Origin of the sequence: Herpetosiphon llansteffanensis (assembly GCF_003205875.1) — a bacterium.
Classification (GTDB): domain Bacteria; phylum Chloroflexota; class Chloroflexia; order Chloroflexales; family Herpetosiphonaceae; genus Herpetosiphon; species Herpetosiphon llansteffanensis.
The window spans coordinates 1-22,609 of the sequence record NZ_PUBZ01000140.1 but is presented as its reverse complement, the minus strand read 5'-3'; the positions used below and the strand labels follow the sequence as shown (position 1 = coordinate 22,609).

Below are 22,609 nucleotides of genomic sequence, written 5' to 3'. Positions count from 1 at the left end.
CGGCGACGGCGACCGTGACCGCAACCCCCGCACCGACGGCCCTGCCGTTGCCGCCGCTCGATGCTCTGCGCATTCCGGTGATTAATCTCGCTCGGCCCGTGCTGCCTGCGCCGTTTGTCGCGGGGGCGTGGGATGTGCCGCAGTATGCGGTCGGTCACCATGCCGATAGTGGCCAGCCGGGCGAGGGAACCAATATTGTGCTGAATGGTCATGTGGGTGGCAGTGATCCGGTCTTCGCTGATCTGGCGCTGCTTCAGCCAGGCGATGTACTTTGGCTCTATCGCGGCACATTGGCGACGGCCTATGTGGTCAGTGACACCCTGCGGATTCAGGTCGTGGGCGCTGCCCCAGATCAGGTTGGCGCGGAGGCGGAGCGATTGCTCAGTCCCACCGATCACGAGGTGGTGACCCTGATTACCTGCTGGCCATCCTCAGGGCCGAACGCCTTTGACCAACGCCTGATTGTCCGCGCCGTGCGCCAGGAGGAACAGCCATGAGTTGGATTGTGACGATTGGCTTGACGGCCATGCAAGAGCAGCAGGTTCGGGAAGCCGGGACGGTCGTAATCGCGACATCCAATGTTTTTGCGGCAGAGTATCAGCTGCTCGCTTTACTCGATAGCGATAGCCCCAACCCCGGACTCGTGATCTGTCGGGCGGTCGATGCCCATGGGGTTGCGACATGGCTCTTAGGTGCGGCATTGGCGGTGCAGATGCAGACCGGAACGCTTCAGCGCTGCGCCATGGCGGTGCTCGATGAGGATCTGGCGACGATTGTGCATACCCAGCTCGTGCCCGGTTTGCAAATCGTGACCCCCATTCTCCCGACCGCGCTCACGCCACTGCTGCGTGATCTGCCCCTGTTGGGTGCGCCAACGGGAAGTACCCAGCACGCTGCGGCGACCTATCGGGCCTTACGGCGCTCCTTGCCATTGGTGCTCGATGCCCGCACCGTGGTGCATCGGTCGGGTTGGACATTGGACGACGTATTGACGGCACTCCACCTGGTGTCAGGGCGGTTGTCTCGCGTTCCCGATGCCCTCCAGGCGCGGCTCATGGATGTTGGCGGTATCGAGGGATTCCGTCGCTTGTTGCTGGCTCAGGCAGAGGATGGAGGCTGGCGCAAGGAAGAACAACAGATTCTCTTAGGATTGGCCAATGGCAAAACCTACCGTGCGTTAAGTTATGATGTTGGGCGATCGCGTGAGGTGATTAGTCGGATGGTTCGGAGTCAGGTAGCTCCGGCGCTGGCTGCGGTGTTGTAGGTATGGGGAGTAATAAACGATGGGACGACGATCATGGGTACTGGGGTTGGTGCTGGGCGGTATGTTGGTCGGCTGTGGACAGGGCGATGCGACGATAGTCGTGGACGCATTGACCGTGCCAACCGTATCCCCCATGCCAACGGTGGCCTTGAGTGGGGCTTCGGCGCTCAATGCGACGAGTACAACTGTTGCGGCCACCCGCGCACCGATTCAGACGGCGTTCGCGCAGGATGAACAGGCCACAGTGGCGGCACAGCCTGCCGAGCAGTATCTGACCCTGCGCGAAGCCTTTGCGCGGGGCGGAATCCGCGAGCGTGGCACGGCGTGGGCCAACGATGCCGTGCTGGTCGATGCTGGAATTGGCTACCGTGAAGAAGGCCGGGCGCAGGAAGGAATGTTTGAAGCGATTGCGGCCAATGATGGCACGGCACGCTGGTGGGCTTTCACGTTTGCCTCGGCGCGACTGAAGCAAACACTGGTGATTCTGATGCAGGACGGGCTAGTAACCCGTAGCTATGCCGATGAGCGCAGTTACCGCGACCTGTTTGTCGGCACAACTCCTGTGGATATTCCCCTCGAATCCACGCCCATCCTTGATAGTGACCAAGTGCGGGTCTTTTTTTTGAATTTTGGCGACCTGTGGGAAACGATGGGGCGACCCAATAATACGTTCCGGCTCTCCAGTCTGCCCAACGAATACGCCGCAGGGAATCCCATCTATTGGTGGATGCAGGATTCGTATACGAATGCCACGCTGCTCGACCCCATCACGGGCGCGACGATTGATACGGCCCGCAAGCAACAGACAACCATGACCCCGCCTGCCAAAACCCTTGTGCCGCTGGTGGCTGACCCTATTCCGACGCTCCAACCAACCCCCACCATGCCATGGACAGAAGACGAGGTAGCGCAGGTCTTTTGGCCAACCCCACGGGCAGGTAGCCAACCGATGCGCGTGGTAGGCCTCTATGCAAGCGATGGAGTTGACTATTGGATCTATCGCCAAGGACGGTGGGATATGCTGCGCCGTGCAGAAGCAGAACGTATTAATCTGTTGCGTTTGGGCTTTCCGCTGGAATTCGTTAACTAAGCTGCCGAAAAAGAAACAGGCCATGCCTTTTAGGGCATGGCCTGTTTCTTTTTGCCTTACGCAGCGCGATACTGCTGCTCCCACGCGGTAATAGCCTCGCGCAGCAGCGCCAGATCGGCGGGAACCAACGCGAGCACCGTACCATTGCGGCGTAAGGCAAGGCCCCACATCGTCGCAAGAATCCCCAACGGGCTGGCAGGTTGCGGGGTTCCCCAGTCGGCGGCGGTCGCTTCTACATCCTCGAGCAACGCTTCGGCCATCGTATAGGCTTCGTCGTCATTCACACCTTCTTCTTCGCGAATGATCACGGCGAGCTGGAGAATCCGACTGATCGCTGCGAGGCGGACACGGCGGGCAGTCATGTTGACATCAACGGTTGTCATGACTATCATCCTTCTGCGGGTGAGGTTTCGCTCTGCAATTCGTCGCCTCACCCGTGCTTGACCCTTTATCCCTTTTGCGAGGGATGAAGGGTTTATTTGTTGGCCGACAGGCGGGCATGGATTTGGGTGCGAACACATTGCTCATGGGCAGCAATCTGATGGGCATCGGCATGGCGACCTGCGAGGGTGGCCCGCAGCCAGTTGCGATTGAGCAGGATGAGGGTGGCGGTCAAGGCTTCGAGTGGGGTGGCGATGTATTGCTGGGGGATAGGCGCGGGCATCGGGCGGAGGTCGGTGATGTGGAAGGCCAGATGCAGATCGGCTCCAAGCACGGCGAGGGGTGGCGGTGGAGCGTCGTCAAGATCCTGCAATCGGACGCGGTGTCCGGCCATGGTCGCCTCGATTTCCTTAGGAAACGTGCCCAGCGACACGCCGTCAAGGATGGCTTCATAGCGGTTTTGATCGGGCAGATAGCGAACGCTGGTGGATGGGAGTGCCATACGCGATACCTCATACAAAGGCGAGTATATTTATATATTACTGATAGTATGTAAAAATGTCAATATATAATTTTGAGATAGTCTAATCTTCTATGCTATAATGACACCATGCTATACTTGTGATGAGGTGCTGATGGCCATTCAGATCCGCTTACGCCAGCTGCTCAACGACCGTGATTTATCCATGTATGCGGTCGCCAAAGGGACAGGATTGACCTATCCCACGATTTATAATTTGGCAACCAAGCCGATTGCCCGGATTGATATTGAAACGATTGATAAACTCTGCGCCTTTCTCCAGATCCAACCCGGTGATCTCTTTGTGTGGGTTGCTCAGGAGCATGATGTCCAGCAGAACCGCGCATTGGAATAGGATGGAGGAGGGGCAAATTGTGTATCCATGGGCGATGGAGGTATCTATGATGGTCTCATTTGAAACGTTAGTCCAAGTGCTGCCAACGTTAACGAAGCAGCAAAAACAAACCTTATTTGTCTTATTACAAGCTGAGCATGATCAGGATGCCCACCTGCATGCCTTGAATCAGCAGTTCTGGCGTGAGCCAACCTTAGAAGCGCTTATTGCCGAACAACGACCGCGTGTCATTCAATCGTTAGATGACTTTGCGGCTCCTTGGTGGCCTGAGGATGAATCGGTCGAAGATTTTGAGGCGTTCTTGGCCGAATCGCGTGCGTCTGAGGCTGCTCACGAATGACGGTGCTGATTGATACCAATGTGTTGTCGTATCTCTTCAAACGGGACACGCGAATGGTCGGCTATCAGGAACTCTTGGTTGGGCAAACGATTGCTATCTCGTTTATGACGCTGGCCGAGGTGTTTGAATGGACTGATCGGCATCAATGGGGTCAAGAACGGCGGGCAGCTTTAGCAGCACAGATGCAGGACTACATCGTGATCCCCAGTTCGCCGATGTTGTGTGAACAGTGGGCGACCATTCGTGGGAATCTACGACGCAAAGGGCATCAGATCAGCCTATCGGATGCGTGGATTGCCGCAACTGCCGTAGTATATCGATTACCCTTAGTGACGCATAATGTGCGCGATTTCCGGATGGTTGAGCATTTGACGCTCTATACAACGCTGGGAACATCACCTGGTACTTCAAGCCCTGACCATGATTCGACGGAATCGCCATAACAGGTTAAAATAAAAAAACCCCCGCCCTAGGCCGATGATTTAGGGCGGGGGGAGCTAGTAGTGATGGCCGCTCAAAACACATCACTACTAGCGCCATTTGCAGTCTAGCATGGAAACATAATCACGTCAAATTAGATCGTTACGTTTTCCTTGTGCGCGACTCCTCAAATATACCTCTACATCCTCAATTGTTGTTACCCTTAAGCTTTGATGTCTCTGAATATTTGCGAGGGTATGAGCATCCAAACGGCTAAGAATCTCCTCAGGAATTTGATCTAGCTCAAGAATTGTGCATTTGATTCGTCCAGCAAGGACATATTTCAAAATGCTATTGTATTTCAACTCATAGCGATCAGCTGCCTCTTTTAAGGTGATATAGCCCTTCGATGATGATTGATCATCGGCCACAGATTTAACCTCCTTTTCTGACTGTATAGTCCTACACCACCAAATCCTACACTACTGTGAGTGAGTGAGTGAGTCGTGGAGCCGCTTTTTTATGCTATTTTCCCTAAATTGGAGTGAGTGAGTGAGTGAGTGAGGCATATGCGATGCGTTTGACAGGATCATGAAGTCTTGGTATGTTTACAATTGATAACGATTGATAACAATTGTAAACAACAGTATTTTTGCAGTGCTAACGATTGATAACAATTGATAACGATTGTAAACATACGCATTTTTGCAGTGCTAACGATTGATAGCAATTGATAACGATTGTAAACATCTATGGAGGAGTACCATGACCATGATGGAAACAACCCAAACCATGCTGGAACGTTTGCTCGGCGGGGTTCCTTTAGGCTTACCGGGGATTGTGCGCGTGGGCGGCAGTGATGATCTGCGGGCGATTGGCGTGGATAATGGGAATGGTCATACCAAGGTTGCGCTGTTCCATCCTGATGGCCGACTCTGTACGCTCGCGATTCCAACGGTCTATCGGGCTGCCCGCGAGATTCGGGGTGGCGCAGGCATTGTCAGTTATGCGGTCAATGATGGCTCGCGGTTCTGGATTGGTACGGATGCGCTCAGTCATGATGGCGATGCCTTGCCGATTGGCTCGACGGCAGAGCGGGTGTCCGATCAACGCCATCGCGACTTCTTGGCCGCGACGATGGTCGAATGCTTGATCGAAGCGGGGTATGCCGCAGGGATTCATAATCTCGCGGTAGGGATCGCGATTCCCAACGATGAGATTGTGATGAAAAAACAGGGAGATCGCTTGGGGGTTTCGCGCGAAACGCGCGATGCGCTACGCCAGAATTTGTACGGCAAGACCTTCACGGTCGTGCGCACCGATGCCTTTGGTCACGAAACGACGTGGGTGTTGACCTATAGCGTGATGGCTCCCCAAGCGCAATCACTGGGAACCTATCTGGTTTGGAAGAATGCCCCCAATGGCCTCGCAGTGGATAATGGCATTGAAGCCCTTACTATTATTGATATTGGGACGGGCGATCTCCAGCGCACCGATATTGATGTTAATCCCTATCGGTTGATGGGGGAAAAACTGGGGGCAGGGACGATCACGATGGCCCGCCACTTTGCGCGACGCTTGCCCCAGCTTCGGCTGAACGATGCCCAAGCCACCCAAGCGATGATTACGCGCACGGTTCGGGCGGAAGGACGACGGGTGGATATTGGCACGCAGGTGGACGCGATTATCGCCGCTGAAGGTCAAGACCTGATTGCCCGCATGTTGCCAGCGCTGCAACAAAATAGCCGCTTTGTCCTCTTTACGGGCGGTGGCGTGCTGTTACCAGGATTACGACAGGCCATTGAGGAACGGGCAGCGATTGCTGGAAAGACGGCTGGTCAAGGCTATGAAATTGTTCCGGCATTGTATGCGATGAGCCTGAACGCGATTGGGGCATTAGTGGCCGTGGTGCATAGTGCAGCGAGTGGCCAATGACAACGGTAACAAAAGGCATTCGTCTTACCGACGGCGAACAAGATCTGTTGGCAGCGATCATGGATGCCAATAGTCTGTATTTTCGCTCAGAATCGGATACATTGCGGGTCGCGGCGTTGATTGGGCTGAGGGTATTGGCAGTTCGTGGGGTGTTGGTTGGGGAGCCAACCCCAGTCAATCCGGCGCAGCTGGCGGCGGAATTGGCAGTTGAACTCTTGCCCGTCTATGAGTTGTTGGCGCAGTACGATAAATTGCCAGCCATGCTCCAGCGGCCTCTGGTAGCTGCGATGGCATCACCAGCTGCGCCGATTGCTGCGCCGCCAGCGCCCGTGGTCGCGCCGGAAGCATCGCAGACCCTGCGGGCCTTTGGCACGTCCTTTTTGGATGATGAAGATGATGAGTAATAGGAATTTTGAATGGTAATGGTGTGGTTTTCGATAATATCGCGAGAAAATGGGGATAAAACGGTGGTTCTAATTTGACAGAACACTTATACTAACAATAATACAAGAGAACGCCAGCGACGGTTGCACGTCCTGGCGTGTGGACTACCAAACCCATTTACCGCTCTGGCAGCCGCTCACAGTATAGCACGGTTGCCTCCATGAAAGGCAAGACCCATGAATGATCCTCAAGTCCTTTCTGCTCCAACTCAGTCACTTCCTTCATTAAGTCCTGCATTGGAGCCAAAAATTGTCCGTGAAGAACCTGCTACACCTGTTATCCGACCGAAAAAGAAAAGCTTTACGACCTATGATCGCATTATGGAATCCATTGCTCATGTAACAACCCTTGGTGGTGCTGCGGCATTGTGGTGGGTTGGGGCACAATTTACGCTCGCATTTCTCGTGATGATTGGGATGCCAATTCACCAACTGAGTTATGCGCAATGGTTAATTCCTGCTGGGATTACGGCTATTGAAATCAAATACTGGCCTCATAAAGGCTTGAATCGTAATCTCATTGCGATGTTTCTCATTATTGCAGGGATTGATCTCACAACCACCCTGATTGGTGGTCAAGCCTGGCTTGAAGGCCGTGTGATTGGCGCTTTTACAATCCCTGATTCTGGATGGTTATGGGTCATTGCAGGGGTTGCTGCTTGTTTTAGCGCATTCTGGCCTGAAAAATTAGCTCGTGCCGCTATTGGCGAACTCCGAAAGATTTGGAATATTTAAGGACGTTTGTATGGATTTGCAGGCACTTTCATTCCTTTTAGTTGTGATTTTGATGGGACTCGGCACGTGGCTCTATGGTTTGCCACGGTATCGAGCTTTGCTTGCAGACTGGCATGATTTTCAATCATGGCGGTCGATGCGGGCTGAGCCAATAACAGTCTCACCAGCTCCTTCGGCAAATCCTGATATGCTCACCAATGTTGAGCCACCCATTATTTATGATGGTGCGATACTGACTGGTGCGGGCACGGCTTTAGCCCGTCCTCCTGCTAATTTGCGTGCGATTCATGAACATATTGTCAAAAATGCAACAGGAAAACCGTATAGCTTTCCTGTTGGATGGCGCTCAGCAAATGGTCAGCCCATTCTATTAGATGCGGCCTTTGTTGGCGATGTGAATCATATTGCGCTTACTGGGTTCACTGATTCAGGTAAGGATTCTTGGGCACAACAAGTATTGCTTTACTTGGCGCTTGTCTATTCCCCACAACAGCTTCAGCTTGTGATTGTTGATGGCAAAGGTGCGCTTTCTTGGATTGATTGGGATAAAAAAGAGCATGTGGCATTGTTGGCAGAAACGGATGACCAGATCCGTCCTGCAATGGATTGGCTCCGCGAGGAACGACAACGGCGGCGTTTGATTCTCAAAGAAGCTCGCTGTGAAAAATGGGAAGAATATAAGGGTTCTGATCTGCCACTGCTCGTTGTTTTTGTAAGCGAGCTAATGCTCTTACAGGATGCAACAAGTAAGAGTGAGCTAGCAGATTGGCTTAATAGCGAATTGACGAGTGCGCGATCAATGGGGATTCGCTATATTGTGAGTGGCCAAACCTTTACCCGTTTGGATACACGCTGGCGATCACAGATTGGGCTTTATGTTGCTGGGTATCAACCTCGTGGTGATGCCGATGAGCCGAATACAACCTTTACCGCGAACGAAATCATTAAGTTTGGTACGATTGCAGATGGTACAACATTGGCTGTCCCACCGTCGGCGCTACCGATTCCTCCGGAAGGTGCTGGGGTTTTTACGTGTGTTCAAGGTCGTATGGCTCGGACAGTCCGAGCAAGTTACCTCAGTAAAGAGTACCGCTTTGCCTTGCTTGAGCAGTTGCCAAACAAGAAAAAGTCTTTACAGATCGAGCAACAACCTGTTGTACTAAAATCAAAACACGAAGATGTTCAGATGCTTCGTGGATTGCTCAATGTTTTAGATACAAGCGCTATAGCGCCTTCTAATAGTGATGGTGCATATAGCAATCTCTATAGCAGTGCTATAGCGCATCAAAGCGATGTAAAAGCGGTTTTTGGAAGCCATAGCGCCGATGAGAAATTGAGCGTAAATTCGATGATCATTGGTCATATAGCACTACCGGTAATTGCAACTGAGGTCGTGCCTGTTGATGAACAACGCCGCATCATTGATCTTGCCTTGAAGGCACGAAGTCGTCGCCAAGTGTGTCAAGAGTTATATGCGCAAACAGGTGGCCCAAAATTTGATTGGGTGAAGTCGGTTTGTGATGCCGCAGGGCTGTTGATGCCGCAAGCAAAGGCAGCATAACCCCACAATAGCCCACCAACACCAACAGGCCCGTGATCGCTGAGATCACGGGCCTGTTGGTGTTTAGAACGGGAGCATGGTTTGTTCGGCCTGTGGTGGTATCACCGTCGGCGGTTTGGTCAGTGGCAGATGGCAGCGTGGGCAGCGGTCATGCCACTCAGCAAAGAGCGGATGGCTGTTGAGATGCTCACAGCGAGCCTGTGCCTTATTGGGGTGATAGGTGCGGAGACGGGCAAACCAGAACTCAGCGGTATATGCGCCTGCCTTTGGAATTTTTGCGCGCTGGTTGTCAAGGGTTGCCAACGTGACCGGATCAACGACCTCCGCCACGAGGCTGCGGAGGATTAATCCTTTGACCTCGCAGCGGGCATCATGGGCGGCTACGCGCGCCAGCATTTCGTTCTTCGACTGAATAATATCCGCGAGATCGCTGGCTGCTTGCTGCTCCGTTACCAGCCAATCCGCGAGTGCGCCGCCAGATTGCAATTCGGCGGCGAAGAGTGGGTAGCGTTTGCGCAGGCGGTTGTTTTTGCGGTTGGCCCGTCGCCGGACACGCTCGTCGAAGGTCAACATCCGCCTTCCTCCGGATCAAGCGCAATCAACGCGGCAGCCAAGACATGCTTGCAGAGTTGCCCGCCTCCATGACTCCAGAATCCGCGACATTGGCAGGTAAAGCCCTCGATATGATCAATGCCATTGGCCAGGGTCACGGTGTAGGCTTTTGACCCCTGCACCGTGAACGTGGTCGCATCGCTACGGGTCACTTGCTGGCTAAGGACGAGCACCACCGCCTCATAGAGTTGGCGGCGCGAACAATCCCCGGCAATTAACAGGGCTTGCTGCACCCGAAAACACCAGCGGTCATCCGCCGTGGTTTTGCTCTGGAGCAACGTGGCCAAGGGGCTGCTCGGCGGAATCGGTTTGAGGGCCGTGGCCGTGATCGAGGTGGGTGCGCAGGAACTGGGCACAATCTCGTCACAGCGGGCAAGGAGCAGTGCTGCCGAGGTATGCAGCGCTGGAATGGGTGCGGCCATGGTGATCGCCGCAGCGAGTTGGCCGAAGTGGGTGCGCATGGCGGTTTGGATGACGGTGTGCATGGGTCGATTCCTTTCGATTAATGACTCCACGCAAGCCGTCGCTCGCGCATGCTGGTATAGCTGCCTTTGCCGATGATGAGATGGTCAAGTACATCGATCTCCAAGAGCTGGCCTGCCTGAATGACCTGCTTGGTGAGCAGGATGTCCTCTGGCGAAGCCCACACCATCCCCGAAGGGTGGTTGTGCGCGAGGATGATCGAGGCGGCATTGCGCCGCAGCGGTTCACGAAACAGGTCGGCGATGCGGCAATGGGCGGTATTGAGGGTTCCGACCACAACGGTATGCATGCCGATGACGTGCGCTCGCGTTGAAAGGCTGATCACCCGCAGTTCTTCCTGCGGTAAATGACTCATCTCGGCTTGGAGCAAGGCCACCACATCCATCGGACTGGTGATCGGCTCGCCCATGACGGCTTCCGCGAGTTTGGCGTGGCTGATCGCGAAGGCGGTGCGGAGTCGGATGGCATGAGCACGGCCAACGAGTGGGATCAACTCCTCCTCGGTCATCCGATAGAGGGTATTCCACGACTGGTCGGCGGCCTGCCAGAGGTCAGCAGCACACATCTGATCGCGGGCGGTTGGGCGGGTCGGATTGAACAGGTCAATCAAGGTAGGAATGGCATCAATCGCCATGGGTAAACTCCTTCACCGCTGGGGAGCAGCGGTGCGCTACTCCCCAAACGGGGAAGAAGAATCAAGGGTGGTTAGTGCTGCAACCAGCGGATGAGCGTGCCAAGGCCGTCATAGACGTAATTGCCAATCACATCGGAGATGATCGGGGCAACGAGGATCTTGACGGCGACGAGGCTCGTGAGCATGCGCAGGGTTTGGAGTCGCTGCTGCGTTCGTCGTCGTCGCGCGCGATCGATCCGGCGGTTGGGCCAGTGCTGGCTACGGCTGCGGCGACGGTGGTAGGTATGGTGCTTCATGCGTCATCTCCCTGTGTTGCCCGCCACCCGTCCATATCGAGCATGTCCCATTCGACGATGGTCGTGTTGGGCATGTTCGGAACAGTGGAGCGGAAACAGCCGCGTGGCAACACATGGCGCTCCGGTATGACGAATGGCGCAATCCATTCATTGGCCGCGAGCGGGCTTTGGTCGAGCACAACGGGGTGACGCGGCGGCGCGGAGCGCGTAAACGCACCTACCCAGCGCCGCAAGACAGTCGGCGTGGTATGGATCACGCGCACGACCACCCGGTCATGGGTGATCAAGTCGCGCATGACATCATCGAAGGCCACCGCTGCGAACTCGCTTGTGGCGATGCGGACAAGCAGCTGCATGGCGCGCCGGGTTACGGCCACGGATGGCCATGGCAGACGGTCGCCGTAGCGGGCAAAGGCGGGTGGTAGGTGGGTGATCAGGGTATCCATGGTGTGACTCCATTGCCATTCCGCCACGACGCGGAACAGCACACAGGGTGGTGTCCCGAATCGTCGTGAGGGCATGACCAACGGATGCTTACAGCACCATGGCGAACTGATGGGCAACCTGCGTTGCTTTGCGGGTCGGGACATCGACGACCGTGAACAAGGCATCCCATGCGATGGGCTGCTCGGCAGGCTCGTCGATGGTTGCTGGGGTTGCGGTCGCAGGCAACACCAGACTGGGGCGTTCGGCCTCCGCCTTAATGGCCTGTCCGACGCTGCGGAATTGATCGCGGAGGGCATTTGCATCGTCCAGTGGGCTGGCGCTGCGTAATTGCTTGGCCAACTCTTGGAGCAAACTCATGCCCGGATCAAATTCCAGCAAGCCGCCTTCGCTGTCGTCACCACTTAACATGGTTGCGGCAGCGGCTTTGCGGCCCACAATCCCTAAGGCGCGTTGACTCATGGTCTTGGTGTAGCCAAGGAAGGTCACTTCGCAGCCCTGGGTTTGGGTGGGTCGGAAGGCACGACGCTTGGCCTGAAAGAGATCGTAGAGGCTGTAGAGCGGCTCGACGACCACAATGCTGGGCCAGGCGATTAAGTTGAGTCCGGTTTTGACCAAACGGGGATTACAAATGACGACATTCGTTCCCTTCGCCACCTGCTCGGTAAACCAGGCGTTGCGTTCCCCCGGAGCCACGGTCGTGGCGCGGAGGATGGCAACCTTGAGCGTGGTCTGGTGCTGTTCCATCGCAAGGGCCATGACTTTTTCCGCCAAATCGACGGCAATATCATCGTTCCCCGTATGCTCGGCAAACAGCAACACCCGTCGCCCTTGCTGAATCTGCGCGGCGCAATACTGGGCCAACCACGTATGGTGGGGCAGAATGCGCTCGGCAGGCAGTTCGGGCGTGGTGACCTTCTCATTCACCAGCTGCGAGCTGATGGTTTTGCGTCGCCATGGCTGATAGGGCCACGACAAGGTGGCTTGGAGGTAGGCCGACAGGGCATCGTAGCCGCCGTTGCCAATAATCGCTTTCCCTTCGTCCTCGATGCGCCGATACAGGGGTTGCATGTCGGTGGGCAGATCCAGCAGCACGACATCCTCACGGTAGTCGGGCAACTGAAAGCCCATGTCCTTCAGCAGGACGGTATAGGTGCAATTCTGGACGATGGTGATCAGGTCGGCGGTAATGCCAGCCCGCTCTTGCACCTCGGTGCTTGTGCGGGTTTGGCCATCGTAATGGCCAGCAGTAGCCGCGCGCGTGATTTCCTTGGTCATCACATCGACGACCCCGACATCGCGCACAAAGGCGCTGCGGTTGTTCCAGCCCCAGCGATCCCGAATCACGGTGTTGCCAAGGCGGAGCAAGAGGTCGTAGAGCGTTGAGGCCATGCCGCCATAGGCGGTTCCGGTCATGCCAACCGTCGTTCGGCTGGCGGCGACCATTGCGCCAAAGGCTTGGCCGAGCGCAGTGCGTGCCCCTTTACATTCGTGCACCTCATCATGGATGAAGAGATCGACGTGCTGGGGGTAGCGGCGCTGGATGAAGGAGGCAAGGGCCATCCGAGGATTCGAGCGCGGACGCTCACCCCATGGAATGGCGCGGCGGCCATGTGCATCAACCGTGTAGGTCTGCCAGTCGTCAGACTGGAAGATGGGCAGGCTGCGATCCTGTACATTGTCGCGTTCTCGGCACTGTTGACCGAGGTGGTCGTGACAATGCGGGCAGGTCACGGTGGCGAGGCCGCGTTGCTTGAGCTGTTTGGCATCGAGCACGGCCCCATCCGATTTGCGTTGCAGCCAGCCACAACGGGGACAGGCAAGGCCACCCATGCGCAGCAGCGGGATCGCCCGTTGGATTGGGCGGTCGGCTGCGGTTGCGTCGGCGGCAATGCTGCCTTCCGTCGTTGTTTTGGCTTTTTTTGCCAAGGCAATCCGCGTATCGGATTCGTGGGTGGCACTGCCCCAACGAGCATCGACCCATTCCTCACGCCGCATCAGCATGCCTTCAATCGTGGACAATGAGCCAAAGCGGGCATAGCGCTGTTGCATCGCTGCGGGCAAAGACTGCCAAAAGCGGTGCAGGCGCTGCGCTGTGTGGTCATAGTCGCGATCCTCCGCGCCAAGCACATAGCCCGACTCCAATTTGAGTTTGGAGTTCGAGATAAAGCCGACGCGCGGGAGGTCAGGATGGATTTCGGCAGCACGCATAAAGCGACTGACATCACTGGGGGATTCCAGAATGTCCATCGCCCAGGTGTCACCGAGGAGTTGATCCCATTCGGCCCACCATGGTGGCAATTCGCCATCTCCATGCGTGTAATAGGTCGCGACTTGGGCCGCTGTGCCGACGAGGTGAATTGGGCCAGCAACGATCGTGGTAAAGGCGCGTTTAGTGGTTGGGTTCGTCATGGCAGGGACTCCGGTGCTAGCGAGAACGCCCTGCGCTGACCATCCCCACGGGATGGCCGCATGCGTGCGGTTCCCGTGAAGAATCATTCGGTTTATTTCGTCAGTGATTGTTGGTGAAACCAGTGGGCAATCGCAATGCCCATGGTGGACTTGCCTGCACCCATCTCCGCATTGAGCAAGGTTCCTTTCGGACGTGTGCCCGTGCGTGGGTCGGGGGTAGTGAGATAGCGGGTCACGCCCGCGACCACATGCTTTTGCATTGGTAGCAGGCCATTCGCATAGCCGGGCAATGTGCGGCCATCCTTGCGTTTCAGCGTGGCCAAGGTCGCGGCAGTATCAGCATCCATATCATAGGCATAGACGGGTGGGGCGACGGCGGTGATGGCGGCGAGCAAGGCCTCAGCGGTTGCGGGATCAGCCAGGAGTTTCTGGAGTCCGGCATCGCCTTCGTAGCGGCGCACACTGCCATCGGCCACATCAACTGCCATGACTACCGGAACCTGTCGCGTGACATGGTGGGTGATCAGGGTGGTCGTATCGCCTTCTTCCTTGGTTTCGACCCAGACCGTTTGGTCTTCGGTGGTCGAGCCTTTGATGATATGGGGCCGACCGTCAATGACGATGGTCGCGCCGTTAATTTCCCCGGTCGCAATCCGTGCGGCGGCTGCCGTGGCAGACAGCGGGCCGAGGGGTCGCAAATGGGCAACGCGCAGGGCATCAATCGCACTGCGATACGCGCGGGTATTCGTGGCTCCGCCCGTCATCACCACATCGGTGGTGGCTTGGTCGGGCGTGCCAATCGTGGCATCCTCCCAAACCATGGTCGAGTTGGTGGCCACGGGAATGGTATAGCGTGGCGCGACCTGCGGGGTTAATTCCGGCAAGGACTGCGCGAGCTGGGTCGTGAGGGTGGTGATCAGGTCGCTGAGCGCGTGGCCACTGCGGGCACGGGCGCGCCGAACGCCGATCACGATGGCTTCCCGCCAGCGCCGGAGGGCGGCAGGCAGGGCCAGTATTGTGAGGTTGTCATAATGGCGAGCGAGATGCTGGGTGACGGCAGGCTTGGCAAACACGTCTTGGGGGGTCACGAGGATCGCGATCCCGCCTGACTGAAGCCAATTGCCTTCTTCAATCACGCGGCGAAAGAACTGGAGTTCACTCCGTTCGTCGCCAGCGGCTTGCGTGCCGAAGGGTGGGTTGAGATAGACCAATTGCAGCCCATGGCGATTGGCGCGCAGCCAGCGCACGGTGTCACAACTGGTGGTGTTCGGCGTAATCCCTCGGCAGGCCGCAGCCCGCTCCGTATGCAGTTCGTTGAGATAGAGGCGATCCGCTGGAATGCCCCATGCACTGGCCAACTGCCATGCAGCTGCGCCTTCACCTGCACAGGGATCAGCGATCCGACAGGCAGCAGGATTGGCCGCAGTGACATAGGTGGCGAGCAGGGCAACGGCAGCTGGGTCGAGCGCTTGAAAGCCATGATTGGCGGTGTTGGCTAAACGGGCCATAACAACTCCTTTGGATAGAAGGCATGACCCGACGACCCGTGGGGCCGCAGATGCAGTGCCCCATGGGGATGAAGTCTATTAGTGCGCTGCGGTCTTTTCTGACGCAGCACTCTTTTTGCCGATGGTCGTAACAGCTACGCCAGCGGTGGAGACAGGCGATTTCGTAACAATGGCGCGGATAATCCGTGCCCAGTCGGCAATCGCGGATGTTTTGAGCCAATAGCCAGCGCAGCCCCATGCGGGGAGTTGGACAATCAGCCCATGGGTTCTGCCCAAGTGCCACAGATCATCCAGCCAGTGGGGCTGGAGGGGCAACGGACAGGCCCGTTCGAGTTGCGCCCACAGAATCGCATGGTTGGGAATTCCGTCCATGCCTGTGAGGTGCAGACAATCCTCGCCCGCCTGTGGTGTGAGCACGGAGCGGTGCAGGATGGTGGTGGTGGCCAGTCGCGAAGACGGCAACGGCGTTTCATTGCGCAGCGTGCGGTATTGCTGGGTTCCTGCGGCTTTGTGGGCAATCTGTTTCCCAATCTGGTGATAGGGCAGATCGCCACCGAGCGCAAGGAAGGGTGTTATGGGCACGTGCGGCAGGGTAATGGCGTGGCGCGACCCATCAAGGATCGAGGCCCACGCGGCAGCACATTTGGCACTACTGCCAACGACGGTCAACGCCCCAATGGTGGGGATGTCGCTGCCCGTTGGCAAGAGATTCGGGGGAAGAACACACCACGCAACCACGGGCACGGTTTCCTTGGACGGGAGATCGAGCATGCGGTGGTGGAGGGTGTGAGGACGACCCCGAAACGGATTGGTGGCGGTGAGTGTCCTGGTCACATGGGTGTCAGCAACGACCCATGGGGCATCGGGACATGCAAGGCCGTGGAGCAGAATGGCGGTCAGCATCTGGTCATGCGCGGTTGGTTCCGCGCTGAACACGCCCGACCGTGATCGTTGGTACATGGTGATCAGGGCCTGCTTCATTGCATCGGCACTGAGCGTTTGGGTGATGGAATTGTCTTCATTGCGGTGACTGGTGATTGCGGCCTGTATGGCCTCGACCACCGGAAGCATGCCCACAAACACTGCTTGACTCATCAGGTGATGCGGGCTATGCGTAGATGTGGCAGCTGCGACGGCGGTGATGAATGGATCATCCCATTCCTCCTCAGAAAGCAGGGGGAATCGACGCAGGCGGGTGAAGGCGTGCCAGAAGCGCGGGGCTTCGGGCAGGAGGGCAAAGAGCGACGACATAGCAGTCCTTTCGGATCACGATGTCGCCACGCAGAGGAGCGGGCGCATCGTGAAGATACGCCCGCAAAGGGGCAAACAGAACCGATTTAGGCAGCGGGAGCTTCGTCGGCATCGCTGCTGGTGTTGGTGGCTGGCTCGTCGGCTTCCGCAGGCACAATGCCCTTGGTCAGTCGATCATAGACCAGTTGGTTGAGGCGCGTTTCGCCGTCGAAATAGCTTGGGCTGGAGCCGACGTATTCGCCGTCCAGATACAGGCTGAAATCGCCCGTTGTGCGATCATAATTGATGGTTTTGCCCACCGGGTTGATCACAGGCACGAACGGAACGACGGGTTTGCGCGTGGTTTTTGTGGATTTGGTGGTGCGTTGTTTGGTCGCGGCCATGGGGTATCCTCCGGATGAGCGGTGGCAATGCCATGGCCACCCGCGTTGGGTCGCCAGTGGCGTTCCCAACGGGGATTTGACATACAACAACGATTAGGCGGCATCCGTGTCGGCAGTGCGCTGCGCATGGCGCTCGCGCTGCTCACGAATGCGGTGGTATTCATAGGTTCCCTGACGGTGACGAAGATGGGCTTCCAGTTCCAAGGCCAGCATGGTCATATCGTCCACGCTCAGCCGGATATCGGCAACGCTCGTTGGTTTTCCAATCGGGCTGATGCCACCCGTTTCCAAAAGTCTGCCTGGTCCAACACCAATGACGATGCGCCATGGCATGGAAGCAAATTGGCCGTTTTGTCCCGCGTCGAAGACGAACTTCAGAATGCGAGACTCCACCACGCCGTCGCGGCTGCTGCCGCCGATGACTTCAAAACAGAAGCCGTCGCTTGGCGGTAGGACCGCATCAAGGATGCGGTGGATGAGTAAACGGACTTTGGGCACGGGGATGTAGGCGCTGAGCATGGGGATGACCTTCTGGCCGTAACCGCCGATGGCAATCTTGATCTTGCCAATGGGCAAGGCCGAGATGACATAACAATAGCGGCTTTTGGTCACCATGGTCCAAATATCGTAGTCAGGGGTCTGGGTTTCGTGGGTGGTCATGGGGATGCTCCTATAACAAAACAGCATCGCCCATGGGATGGCCGATGCAGAAACAACGGCCACCGTGGTGGTGGAATTAATACTCAGTTTCCCGCCACATGCGGACAATCACGCGCACCGGAACGCGCCGTTCGCGTCGCCAATTCCGCCAGAGGCAGACCAGCAACGGCGTGCGCACCCAGTGGATGCGGATTGGAACCTGCAACTCAGCAGCAAGGCGTTCCCAGCGCTGTCGCCAAGCACGGCGGAGGTTGGTTGCATCGAGTACAACCCACTGACCGCTGAGCAAGGCCGCTTCCACGCGCATCTGGGCAATGGCCAAGACATCCGTGTTACGGGACTGGTCGTTGACATCGCCGAGTTCGGCGCGGATTGCGTCAAGGGATACAACGGTTGCGCCAAGCGCGTTAAGGCGGCGGGTGAGGGTAGTCTTGCCACTCCCCGGTAGTCCGGCGAGCAGGAGGAGTGAGGGCGTTTCACAGAAAATCATCGGGTGGTACCTCATTCCTACAAGGCTTTGACGACCGCACCCGTGTGGGCGCAGCGAATTTCAAAGCGGAAGCAATTGCCAAGTTGGATGTGGGTTGCGTGGGCAACTAAGGCTTCGATGGATGAGGTGGTAAACGATGAGACACGTTCGCGGCCATGGCGGCCAATCAGGGCTAAAGCGTACATCAGACACTCCTAAAAGAGAGATGCCGCCAGCGAGAGACGGCAATCGAAAGATCGAAAGACCGTCCCCCTGAAGGGAGACATAGCAGCGGGCAAACCAAAACCGGACACGCAAAAACACCCATCGATGCGGAGCATCCATGGAATGGCGCATGGCCAGTGGGTAAAACGTCAATGAAATGACGGAGAAAATGGACGGAACGTCCAGTGAAGCGCCGCAGAGAGAGGATACGGCGATGTCCCCCATTGATGCGTTGTCAAAACCTCTTGCATCAATGTTCGGTTTGCTATAGGTTGGTGAGGTGCGTGCAATGCTGAATTGGATTCGGCTGATTGGTCAATCGTCGCTTCGGGCGACTGGGCGGTGGTGGCGGCTGGCGGTTGGGGTTGAATGTCAGAACGACATCCCAACGGCGGGCGGCGACCATGGCGCAGCAGCGCGATGCATCAGATTGGAAATCAGCGAGCCGTCGTCGGCATCACATGGGGATGAGTATAGCAAGCGGCCATGGGCTTGTCAACTCGATCTTGACGCATGGGCTAGGATAGAACCAGTGTTGAACGGAAGGATAACGCATGGAACGCGAACCGATTCACTGGCAACCGATCACGATGCTGCCAACCTTGGTCATGATGGCCGATGAAGCCTTGACCGAGGCCGAGGAGCAGCTGGAGAATATGCAGGTAGCGGTGCAACGACCGGGCCTGCTCGATGCGGCCACGATTGCCCGCGCGGTTGGGATCTATGAAGAACAGCGCCATTTCCTGACGATCTATGCCGAACAAGGCCGTCGCTGGCAGGAGCTGCATCCCACCGGAGCGACGCTCCGCCAGCTTGATACATTTTTAGCAACCACGGCGAACGCGACGACGGTCAATGCCGAATTATTGGCGGTGTTGGCGCAGCTGCAAGCCCAGCCAACGAGTCCGCAGGATGAGGACTGGTACACGGCGGTTGGCGAGATTGCCATGGCGTTGGCCGATGGTCGGGTCGTCGAGGCTATGGCGTGGGCGGATGAGGCGCTGGAAACAAGCGGCTGGACGGCGCGGCAGCGGGCAGAGTTGTTGGGCTTGCGCGGCGTGGCATGGATAGATTATGGCGAGTTTGGTGAGGCTGTGCGCGATTATCGGGCGGCGCTCGCGCTATGGGCGATGCTGCCGGAAGATGCCGATCGGGTGAAACATATTCAAACGTGGGATTTGCTGATTCAGGCGCTTTTACATCAGGAAGATTTTACCCAGGCAACCGAGGCGGTGACAACGCTGGTGCAGCTGGTGGACACGCATAAAGCGGGCCTGTTTACCCAGCCGGATGGGCCACGGCTCTGGATGGCGACGGCCTATCACCGCGCCTTGGTGGCTGAGTTTGCCGTGGACTATCCGACCGCTGCGACGTGGTACGCAGAGGCGCAGCAGCGCGCACAGACGATTGCCCTTGCACCCGATCATCCGCTGGCCCGCTTGATTGCTGAAGGGATTGAGCGCAACGAGCGGGTGTCCATCAAGATTTTGCAGCGACCTCCTTGCTATCCTGTGGTCTCCGTGCTAGGCTGCCCCTGTTCCTATGTTGAGGAGGATTTGTCATGAGCCGTGACCACACCGCCGAGCAATGGGCCATCAGCAGTCTCGAACTCATGACGGGCATGCACGATTGGCGCACCCAGCATCCGACCGCCACCCTGACCGACATTGAGCAGGCACTGGATGCCCGCCTCGCGGTGCTGCGGGCGCAGATGCTCCACGATCTCGCCTTGGCGAGTACGGCGGCAACGTGGCCTACCACGCCCACGCCAGCGGCCCACTGCCCCACCTGTCATGTGCCCCTGCGCCCGCGTGGACGGCATCGGCGGCGGCTCCGCACCCACGGCGGCAAACGCCTCGTCCTCCACCGCCCCTACGGGATCTGCCCCCAGTGTCATCAGGGGTTTTTTCCCCCTCGATCGTGAACTCGGTCTCTTACCGGGTGCGCTAACCCCGAGTCTTCAGGCGCACGCCGCCCATCTGGGAGCATGGCTCCCCTTTGCCCGTGCAGCCGCCATGCTCACCACGTTTACCCACGTGCCGATCAGCGAATCCACCGTCCAACGCCTGACCGAAACCACGGGGATGGCGGCCCTTGCCGTCGCCGAGGCCGAGGCCGTGCTCATCCAAGCGACATGGCCGGCGGTGTCCGTTCGTCGCGACACCGCCGTTGTCAGCGTCGATGGGGCCATGGTTCCGTTGGTTGGTGGGGTATGGGCCGAAGCACGCTAAGCCACGACATGGTGGCTCTGGAACATTCTCGGTGCAATAGCTGTTGATGGTCGGTTATGGAGGTGATGCTGCTGGAGGCTGAGCGATCAAGCGGATGCGAAGCAGTGCGAGGCTGGCACGACCATAGGCCTGTCGTTTGAGCAGCTTCAAGCGATGAATCTGCCCTTCGACTGGACCGTTGCTCCATGGCCCCGCAATTCCGGCGCGAACGGCGGCTTCGTCCTGACGCAACCGCTGCGCAAAGCGGTGAAGATGGCCCGTTGTGGTCGTGATCGCCGCCGTAATCCATGCCGTGAGCGCAGCGGCTTCATTGGCGCGAATCATGGCCAGAAACTGCTCACTGAGCGTGATCAGGGTGGCACAGTCGGGGTCTGCCGCCGCAACCGCATCCAAAAATGCCTGTTGGTTGGCCGTGCGGCGCGTGGGCGCGAGCAGCACCCACTGCGCGGTGTGTACGGCTGAGGGAATCCGCCCGTTATTCAAGGCATAGGTTGGGTGAATGATGGGCCGTGGTTTGGTTTTTTGACACCCCATGAACGCCAGATACCGTGTTACTGCCGTCTCAGCTCCCGTAAAACCTTGCGCGCGAATCATGCGCCACAACTGACGGGGACTCTGGCATCCTGCGGTCCACTGCTGCAAGAGGAATGCTTTATAGGGGTCAAGCGTTGTGCGGCGGCGTGGTTGCACCCAATCGGGTGGCGTTTCCATGGCGAGATAGCGATAGACGGTCGCGCGCGTGGTTGAGACCATCTTGGCGATGCTCACAATATCGGCTCCGGTGGCACGCAGCGTATGAATCTGCGCATGCAGGGCACAGAGCACGGCATGACGCTCACGCCGCGCCGAGATATCGGCTTCCAGCATGGGGGCATCCGGCCCATGGCGACCCGTTCGGGTCAATGCCCCCACGAACGGATCGATCAAGGGCACGTCTGCAGCCGATTCGGGTGGAGTACATGCTGCCCGGAGCACCGCGCGCTTGCTGAGCAAGGCAGCTTCGAGGGCTTCGCCGTAATTCTTAATGAGATGCCAACGATCAACAACCTGGGTTGCGGTCGGCAGCGCGGCGGTAATGGCAGCAGCAAATCCACCACCGCGATCACGACTGACGATCTGAATGGATGGATACTGGCGCAGCCATGTGACAATGGTGCTTTGTGCTTGGTCGGGTAGGAGATCGAGCACCCGATTGGTGTGTAAATCCACAACGATACAGCCATAGGCGGTGCGTTTACGCCAGGCCCATTCGTCAATGCCGATGGCGGTTGGGGTGGTGATGGGCGGAATGGGCAGTTGATGGATATGGCGGAGCATGGTGGTATGGCTCGTCGGCATACCGAGTGCTTGGGCAACGCGTGCGCCTGGTCGTCCACCGAGGGCAAGGCCGATGGTTTGAAAGGCGTGGGCGAGCCGGATCGTGCTCCGTTGGCGGGAAGCCATAAGCGTGGGAAGACGCTCGGCAAAAATCTGCTGGCGACAGCCGTGATTGCGGCAGCGAAAGCGCCGCACGGTGAGCTGAAGCGTCACCGATGTCGTACCCACGGTGCGATCGGCAAGGCGGCGGCGATAGCGACTATGAACGGACGACGATGGGGTAGCACAGGTCGGACACGATGCGACGAGGGTGGTGCAATGGGCCGTGATCTGACAATGCTGCGGCTGCGTCGTGATCGTATCAATGGTTATCCCACCACCGCCGACCACGAGTGATTGAAGCGTGGTTTGGAGTTCATACATACGCCAAGCATAGCATAGCCGTTGCACCGAGAATGTTCCAGAGCCACTATGTCATGGCTTAGCGTGCTACGCCACGCTATGAGTCAGAAGTGATGTGGTCCTGAACGTATAGACGAGTATGGTATCATACTGATACGGGAAAGGAATCCACCAATGACACGGCAAAAACCACGCACCTTTACGGCGGAATTTCGCCACATGGCCATTGATCTCGCGT

Annotated in this window: 30 protein-coding genes; 14 read left to right on the top strand and 16 right to left on the bottom strand. The window is 57.4% G+C overall.

Translation table 11 applies throughout. The annotated features are described in order from the left end of the window. The 3 genes from C5S61_RS22945 to C5S61_RS22935 form a co-directional block, all read left to right on the top strand. Window positions 1-497 (top strand): sortase (locus tag C5S61_RS22945; protein WP_110519278.1); only part of this gene is annotated, 497 nt, incomplete at its 5' end. Next, window positions 494-1,264 carry a hypothetical protein gene (locus tag C5S61_RS22940; protein ID WP_110519274.1) on the top strand — a complete coding sequence of 257 codons (771 nt, stop codon included), beginning with the start codon at window positions 494-496 and terminating at the stop codon, window positions 1,262-1,264. The genes C5S61_RS22945 and C5S61_RS22940, both read left to right, overlap by 4 nt. Before the next feature lie 19 nt (window positions 1,265-1,283). Further along, the gene (locus C5S61_RS22935) at window positions 1,284-2,354 is read left to right on the top strand and encodes a hypothetical protein (protein WP_110519272.1); all 1,071 of its coding nucleotides are present in this window, start codon (window positions 1,284-1,286) and stop codon (window positions 2,352-2,354) included. Between the two features lie 56 nt (window positions 2,355-2,410). On the opposite strand, the gene C5S61_RS22930 is transcribed toward C5S61_RS22935, so the two are convergent. Together C5S61_RS22930 and C5S61_RS22925 are read right to left on the bottom strand one after the other, a co-directional pair. After that, window positions 2,411-2,737 carry a hypothetical protein gene (locus C5S61_RS22930; protein WP_110519270.1) on the bottom strand — a complete coding sequence of 109 codons (327 nt, stop codon included), beginning with the start codon at window positions 2,735-2,737 and terminating at the stop codon, window positions 2,411-2,413. Between the two features lie 92 nt (window positions 2,738-2,829). Beyond that, entirely contained in the window at window positions 2,830-3,237 is a 408-nt protein-coding gene (locus C5S61_RS22925; RefSeq protein WP_110519268.1) for a hypothetical protein, read from the bottom strand. Between the two features lie 133 nt (window positions 3,238-3,370). On the opposite strand from C5S61_RS22925, the gene C5S61_RS22920 reads away from it, so the two are divergent. The 3 genes from C5S61_RS22920 to C5S61_RS22910 are packed head-to-tail and all read left to right on the top strand — an operon-like array spanning window position 3,371 to window position 4,393. Continuing rightward, window positions 3,371-3,610 carry a helix-turn-helix domain-containing protein gene (locus tag C5S61_RS22920; protein ID WP_110519266.1) on the top strand — a complete coding sequence of 80 codons (240 nt, stop codon included), beginning with the start codon at window positions 3,371-3,373 and terminating at the stop codon, window positions 3,608-3,610. Between the two features lie 46 nt (window positions 3,611-3,656). Beyond that, a complete protein-coding gene (locus C5S61_RS22915; protein WP_110519264.1) occupies window positions 3,657-3,950 on the top strand; it encodes a hypothetical protein in 294 nt (97 codons plus the stop codon). Continuing rightward, window positions 3,947-4,393, top strand: a complete 447-nt coding sequence (locus C5S61_RS22910) for a PIN domain-containing protein (protein ID WP_110519262.1) — start codon at window positions 3,947-3,949, stop codon at window positions 4,391-4,393. The genes C5S61_RS22915 and C5S61_RS22910 overlap by 4 nt, the downstream gene beginning before the upstream one ends. 126 nt (window positions 4,394-4,519) lie before the next feature. Here C5S61_RS22910 and C5S61_RS22905 read toward each other — a convergent pair whose 3' ends face one another. Then, on the bottom strand, window positions 4,520-4,801 hold the full coding sequence (locus C5S61_RS22905; RefSeq protein WP_240614557.1) for a hypothetical protein: 282 nt from the start codon (window positions 4,799-4,801) through the stop codon (window positions 4,520-4,522). 334 nt (window positions 4,802-5,135) lie between these two features. Here C5S61_RS22905 and C5S61_RS22900 point away from each other — a divergent pair, with 334 nt between their 5' ends. From C5S61_RS22900 to C5S61_RS22885, 4 genes are all read left to right on the top strand, one after another. Further along, entirely contained in the window at window positions 5,136-6,305 is a 1,170-nt protein-coding gene (locus C5S61_RS22900; RefSeq protein WP_110519258.1) for an acetate and sugar kinases/Hsc70/actin family protein, read from the top strand. Then, complete coding sequence (locus tag C5S61_RS22895; RefSeq protein WP_110519256.1) at window positions 6,302-6,709, top strand: hypothetical protein; 408 nt, start codon at window positions 6,302-6,304, stop codon at window positions 6,707-6,709. The genes C5S61_RS22900 and C5S61_RS22895 overlap by 4 nt, the downstream gene beginning before the upstream one ends. 216 nt (window positions 6,710-6,925) lie before the next feature. After that, a complete protein-coding gene (locus tag C5S61_RS22890; protein WP_124033493.1) occupies window positions 6,926-7,483 on the top strand; it encodes a hypothetical protein in 558 nt (185 codons plus the stop codon). Window positions 7,484-7,493: 10 nt separating this feature from the next. Then, window positions 7,494-9,044: an FtsK/SpoIIIE domain-containing protein gene (locus C5S61_RS22885; protein ID WP_110519251.1), complete on the top strand. Its 1,551-nt coding sequence runs from the start codon at window positions 7,494-7,496 to the stop codon at window positions 9,042-9,044. Between the two features lie 63 nt (window positions 9,045-9,107). On the opposite strand, the gene C5S61_RS22880 is transcribed toward C5S61_RS22885, so the two are convergent. The 12 genes from C5S61_RS22880 to C5S61_RS26965 form a co-directional block, all read right to left on the bottom strand. Then, window positions 9,108-9,617: a hypothetical protein gene (locus C5S61_RS22880; RefSeq protein ID WP_240614556.1), complete on the bottom strand. Its 510-nt coding sequence runs from the start codon at window positions 9,615-9,617 to the stop codon at window positions 9,108-9,110. Further along, window positions 9,611-10,141 carry an SWIM zinc finger family protein gene (locus C5S61_RS22875; protein WP_110519249.1) on the bottom strand — a complete coding sequence of 177 codons (531 nt, stop codon included), beginning with the start codon at window positions 10,139-10,141 and terminating at the stop codon, window positions 9,611-9,613. Before C5S61_RS22875 ends, C5S61_RS22880 begins: the two co-directional genes overlap by 7 nt. Window positions 10,142-10,158: 17 nt before the next feature. After that, window positions 10,159-10,773, bottom strand: a complete 615-nt coding sequence (locus tag C5S61_RS22870; RefSeq protein ID WP_110519247.1) for a JAB domain-containing protein — start codon at window positions 10,771-10,773, stop codon at window positions 10,159-10,161. Between the two features lie 71 nt (window positions 10,774-10,844). Continuing rightward, entirely contained in the window at window positions 10,845-11,069 is a 225-nt protein-coding gene (locus C5S61_RS22865; protein WP_110519245.1) for a hypothetical protein, read from the bottom strand. Next, window positions 11,066-11,515, bottom strand: coding sequence for a hypothetical protein (locus C5S61_RS22860; protein WP_110519243.1), 450 nt, complete (start codon window positions 11,513-11,515; stop codon window positions 11,066-11,068). Before C5S61_RS22860 ends, C5S61_RS22865 begins: the two co-directional genes overlap by 4 nt. Window positions 11,516-11,603: 88 nt before the next feature. Further along, the gene (locus tag C5S61_RS22855) at window positions 11,604-13,925 is read right to left on the bottom strand and encodes a hypothetical protein (RefSeq protein WP_110519241.1); all 2,322 of its coding nucleotides are present in this window, start codon (window positions 13,923-13,925) and stop codon (window positions 11,604-11,606) included. Window positions 13,926-14,017: 92 nt separating this feature from the next. Further along, complete coding sequence (locus C5S61_RS22850) at window positions 14,018-15,433, bottom strand: DUF6094 domain-containing protein (protein WP_110519239.1); 1,416 nt, start codon at window positions 15,431-15,433, stop codon at window positions 14,018-14,020. A 78-nt stretch (window positions 15,434-15,511) separates the two neighbouring features. Then, window positions 15,512-16,684: a hypothetical protein gene (locus C5S61_RS22845; protein WP_110519237.1), complete on the bottom strand. Its 1,173-nt coding sequence runs from the start codon at window positions 16,682-16,684 to the stop codon at window positions 15,512-15,514. A gap of 86 nt (window positions 16,685-16,770) precedes the next feature. After that, window positions 16,771-17,067, bottom strand: a complete 297-nt coding sequence (locus C5S61_RS22840) for a hypothetical protein (protein WP_110519235.1) — start codon at window positions 17,065-17,067, stop codon at window positions 16,771-16,773. 93 nt (window positions 17,068-17,160) lie between these two features. Beyond that, window positions 17,161-17,727: a hypothetical protein gene (locus tag C5S61_RS22835; RefSeq protein WP_110519233.1), complete on the bottom strand. Its 567-nt coding sequence runs from the start codon at window positions 17,725-17,727 to the stop codon at window positions 17,161-17,163. 76 nt (window positions 17,728-17,803) lie between these two features. After that, complete coding sequence (locus C5S61_RS22830; RefSeq protein ID WP_110519231.1) at window positions 17,804-18,217, bottom strand: ATP-binding protein; 414 nt, start codon at window positions 18,215-18,217, stop codon at window positions 17,804-17,806. Window positions 18,218-18,234: 17 nt separating this feature from the next. Further along, on the bottom strand, window positions 18,235-18,402 hold the full coding sequence (locus C5S61_RS26965; RefSeq protein ID WP_164689736.1) for a hypothetical protein: 168 nt from the start codon (window positions 18,400-18,402) through the stop codon (window positions 18,235-18,237). A gap of 308 nt (window positions 18,403-18,710) precedes the next feature. Here C5S61_RS26965 and C5S61_RS26960 point away from each other — a divergent pair, with 308 nt between their 5' ends. From C5S61_RS26960 to C5S61_RS22815, 4 genes are all read left to right on the top strand, one after another. Next, window positions 18,711-19,043: a hypothetical protein gene (locus C5S61_RS26960; protein WP_164689735.1), complete on the top strand. Its 333-nt coding sequence runs from the start codon at window positions 18,711-18,713 to the stop codon at window positions 19,041-19,043. Continuing rightward, entirely contained in the window at window positions 18,976-19,986 is a 1,011-nt protein-coding gene (locus C5S61_RS22825; RefSeq protein ID WP_205701467.1) for a tetratricopeptide repeat protein, read from the top strand. The genes C5S61_RS26960 and C5S61_RS22825 overlap by 68 nt, the downstream gene beginning before the upstream one ends. Further along, entirely contained in the window at window positions 19,983-20,345 is a 363-nt protein-coding gene (locus tag C5S61_RS22820; RefSeq protein WP_110519229.1) for a hypothetical protein, read from the top strand. The genes C5S61_RS22825 and C5S61_RS22820 overlap by 4 nt, the downstream gene beginning before the upstream one ends. A gap of 91 nt (window positions 20,346-20,436) precedes the next feature. Then, window positions 20,437-20,652: a hypothetical protein gene (locus tag C5S61_RS22815; protein WP_110519227.1), complete on the top strand. Its 216-nt coding sequence runs from the start codon at window positions 20,437-20,439 to the stop codon at window positions 20,650-20,652. A gap of 54 nt (window positions 20,653-20,706) precedes the next feature. Here the strand turns inward: C5S61_RS22815 and C5S61_RS22810 are convergent, their stop codons facing one another. After that, window positions 20,707-22,392, bottom strand: a complete 1,686-nt coding sequence (locus tag C5S61_RS22810) for an ISL3 family transposase (RefSeq protein ID WP_124033492.1) — start codon at window positions 22,390-22,392, stop codon at window positions 20,707-20,709. Window positions 22,393-22,609 lie beyond the last annotated feature (217 nt).

Bases quoted from the DNA above. Each gene is read 5' to 3' on its own strand.
- C5S61_RS22855 (WP_110519241.1), bottom strand. From the start codon at position 13,925: ATGACGAACCCAACCACTAAACGCGCCTTTACCACGATCGTTGCTGGC.
- C5S61_RS22920 (WP_110519266.1), top strand. From the start codon at position 3,371: ATGGCCATTCAGATCCGCTTACGCCAGCTGCTCAACGACCGTGATTTA.
- C5S61_RS22870 (WP_110519247.1), bottom strand. From the start codon at position 10,773: ATGGCGATTGATGCCATTCCTACCTTGATTGACCTGTTCAATCCGACC.
- C5S61_RS22865 (WP_110519245.1), bottom strand. From the start codon at position 11,069: ATGAAGCACCATACCTACCACCGTCGCCGCAGCCGTAGCCAGCACTGG.
- C5S61_RS22850 (WP_110519239.1), bottom strand. From the start codon at position 15,433: ATGGCCCGTTTAGCCAACACCGCCAATCATGGCTTTCAAGCGCTCGAC.
- C5S61_RS22910 (WP_110519262.1), top strand. From the start codon at position 3,947: ATGACGGTGCTGATTGATACCAATGTGTTGTCGTATCTCTTCAAACGG.
- C5S61_RS22815 (WP_110519227.1), top strand. From the start codon at position 20,437: ATGCTCACCACGTTTACCCACGTGCCGATCAGCGAATCCACCGTCCAA.
- C5S61_RS22860 (WP_110519243.1), bottom strand. From the start codon at position 11,515: ATGGATACCCTGATCACCCACCTACCACCCGCCTTTGCCCGCTACGGC.
- C5S61_RS22840 (WP_110519235.1), bottom strand. From the start codon at position 17,067: ATGGCCGCGACCAAACAACGCACCACCAAATCCACAAAAACCACGCGC.
- C5S61_RS22895 (WP_110519256.1), top strand. From the start codon at position 6,302: ATGACAACGGTAACAAAAGGCATTCGTCTTACCGACGGCGAACAAGAT.
- C5S61_RS22930 (WP_110519270.1), bottom strand. From the start codon at position 2,737: ATGACAACCGTTGATGTCAACATGACTGCCCGCCGTGTCCGCCTCGCA.
- C5S61_RS22900 (WP_110519258.1), top strand. From the start codon at position 5,136: ATGACCATGATGGAAACAACCCAAACCATGCTGGAACGTTTGCTCGGC.
- C5S61_RS22935 (WP_110519272.1), top strand. From the start codon at position 1,284: ATGGGACGACGATCATGGGTACTGGGGTTGGTGCTGGGCGGTATGTTG.
- C5S61_RS26960 (WP_164689735.1), top strand. From the start codon at position 18,711: ATGCTGAATTGGATTCGGCTGATTGGTCAATCGTCGCTTCGGGCGACT.
- C5S61_RS22810 (WP_124033492.1), bottom strand. From the start codon at position 22,392: ATGTATGAACTCCAAACCACGCTTCAATCACTCGTGGTCGGCGGTGGT.
- C5S61_RS26965 (WP_164689736.1), bottom strand. From the start codon at position 18,402: ATGTACGCTTTAGCCCTGATTGGCCGCCATGGCCGCGAACGTGTCTCA.
- C5S61_RS22925 (WP_110519268.1), bottom strand. From the start codon at position 3,237: ATGGCACTCCCATCCACCAGCGTTCGCTATCTGCCCGATCAAAACCGC.
- C5S61_RS22940 (WP_110519274.1), top strand. From the start codon at position 494: ATGAGTTGGATTGTGACGATTGGCTTGACGGCCATGCAAGAGCAGCAG.
- C5S61_RS22915 (WP_110519264.1), top strand. From the start codon at position 3,657: ATGATGGTCTCATTTGAAACGTTAGTCCAAGTGCTGCCAACGTTAACG.
- C5S61_RS22825 (WP_205701467.1), top strand. From the start codon at position 18,976: ATGGAACGCGAACCGATTCACTGGCAACCGATCACGATGCTGCCAACC.
- C5S61_RS22820 (WP_110519229.1), top strand. From the start codon at position 19,983: ATGAGCCGTGACCACACCGCCGAGCAATGGGCCATCAGCAGTCTCGAA.
- C5S61_RS22885 (WP_110519251.1), top strand. From the start codon at position 7,494: ATGGATTTGCAGGCACTTTCATTCCTTTTAGTTGTGATTTTGATGGGA.
- C5S61_RS22835 (WP_110519233.1), bottom strand. From the start codon at position 17,727: ATGACCACCCACGAAACCCAGACCCCTGACTACGATATTTGGACCATG.
- C5S61_RS22880 (WP_240614556.1), bottom strand. From the start codon at position 9,617: ATGTTGACCTTCGACGAGCGTGTCCGGCGACGGGCCAACCGCAAAAAC.
- C5S61_RS22875 (WP_110519249.1), bottom strand. From the start codon at position 10,141: ATGCACACCGTCATCCAAACCGCCATGCGCACCCACTTCGGCCAACTC.
- C5S61_RS22830 (WP_110519231.1), bottom strand. From the start codon at position 18,217: ATGATTTTCTGTGAAACGCCCTCACTCCTCCTGCTCGCCGGACTACCG.
- C5S61_RS22890 (WP_124033493.1), top strand. From the start codon at position 6,926: ATGAATGATCCTCAAGTCCTTTCTGCTCCAACTCAGTCACTTCCTTCA.
- C5S61_RS22845 (WP_110519237.1), bottom strand. From the start codon at position 16,684: ATGTCGTCGCTCTTTGCCCTCCTGCCCGAAGCCCCGCGCTTCTGGCAC.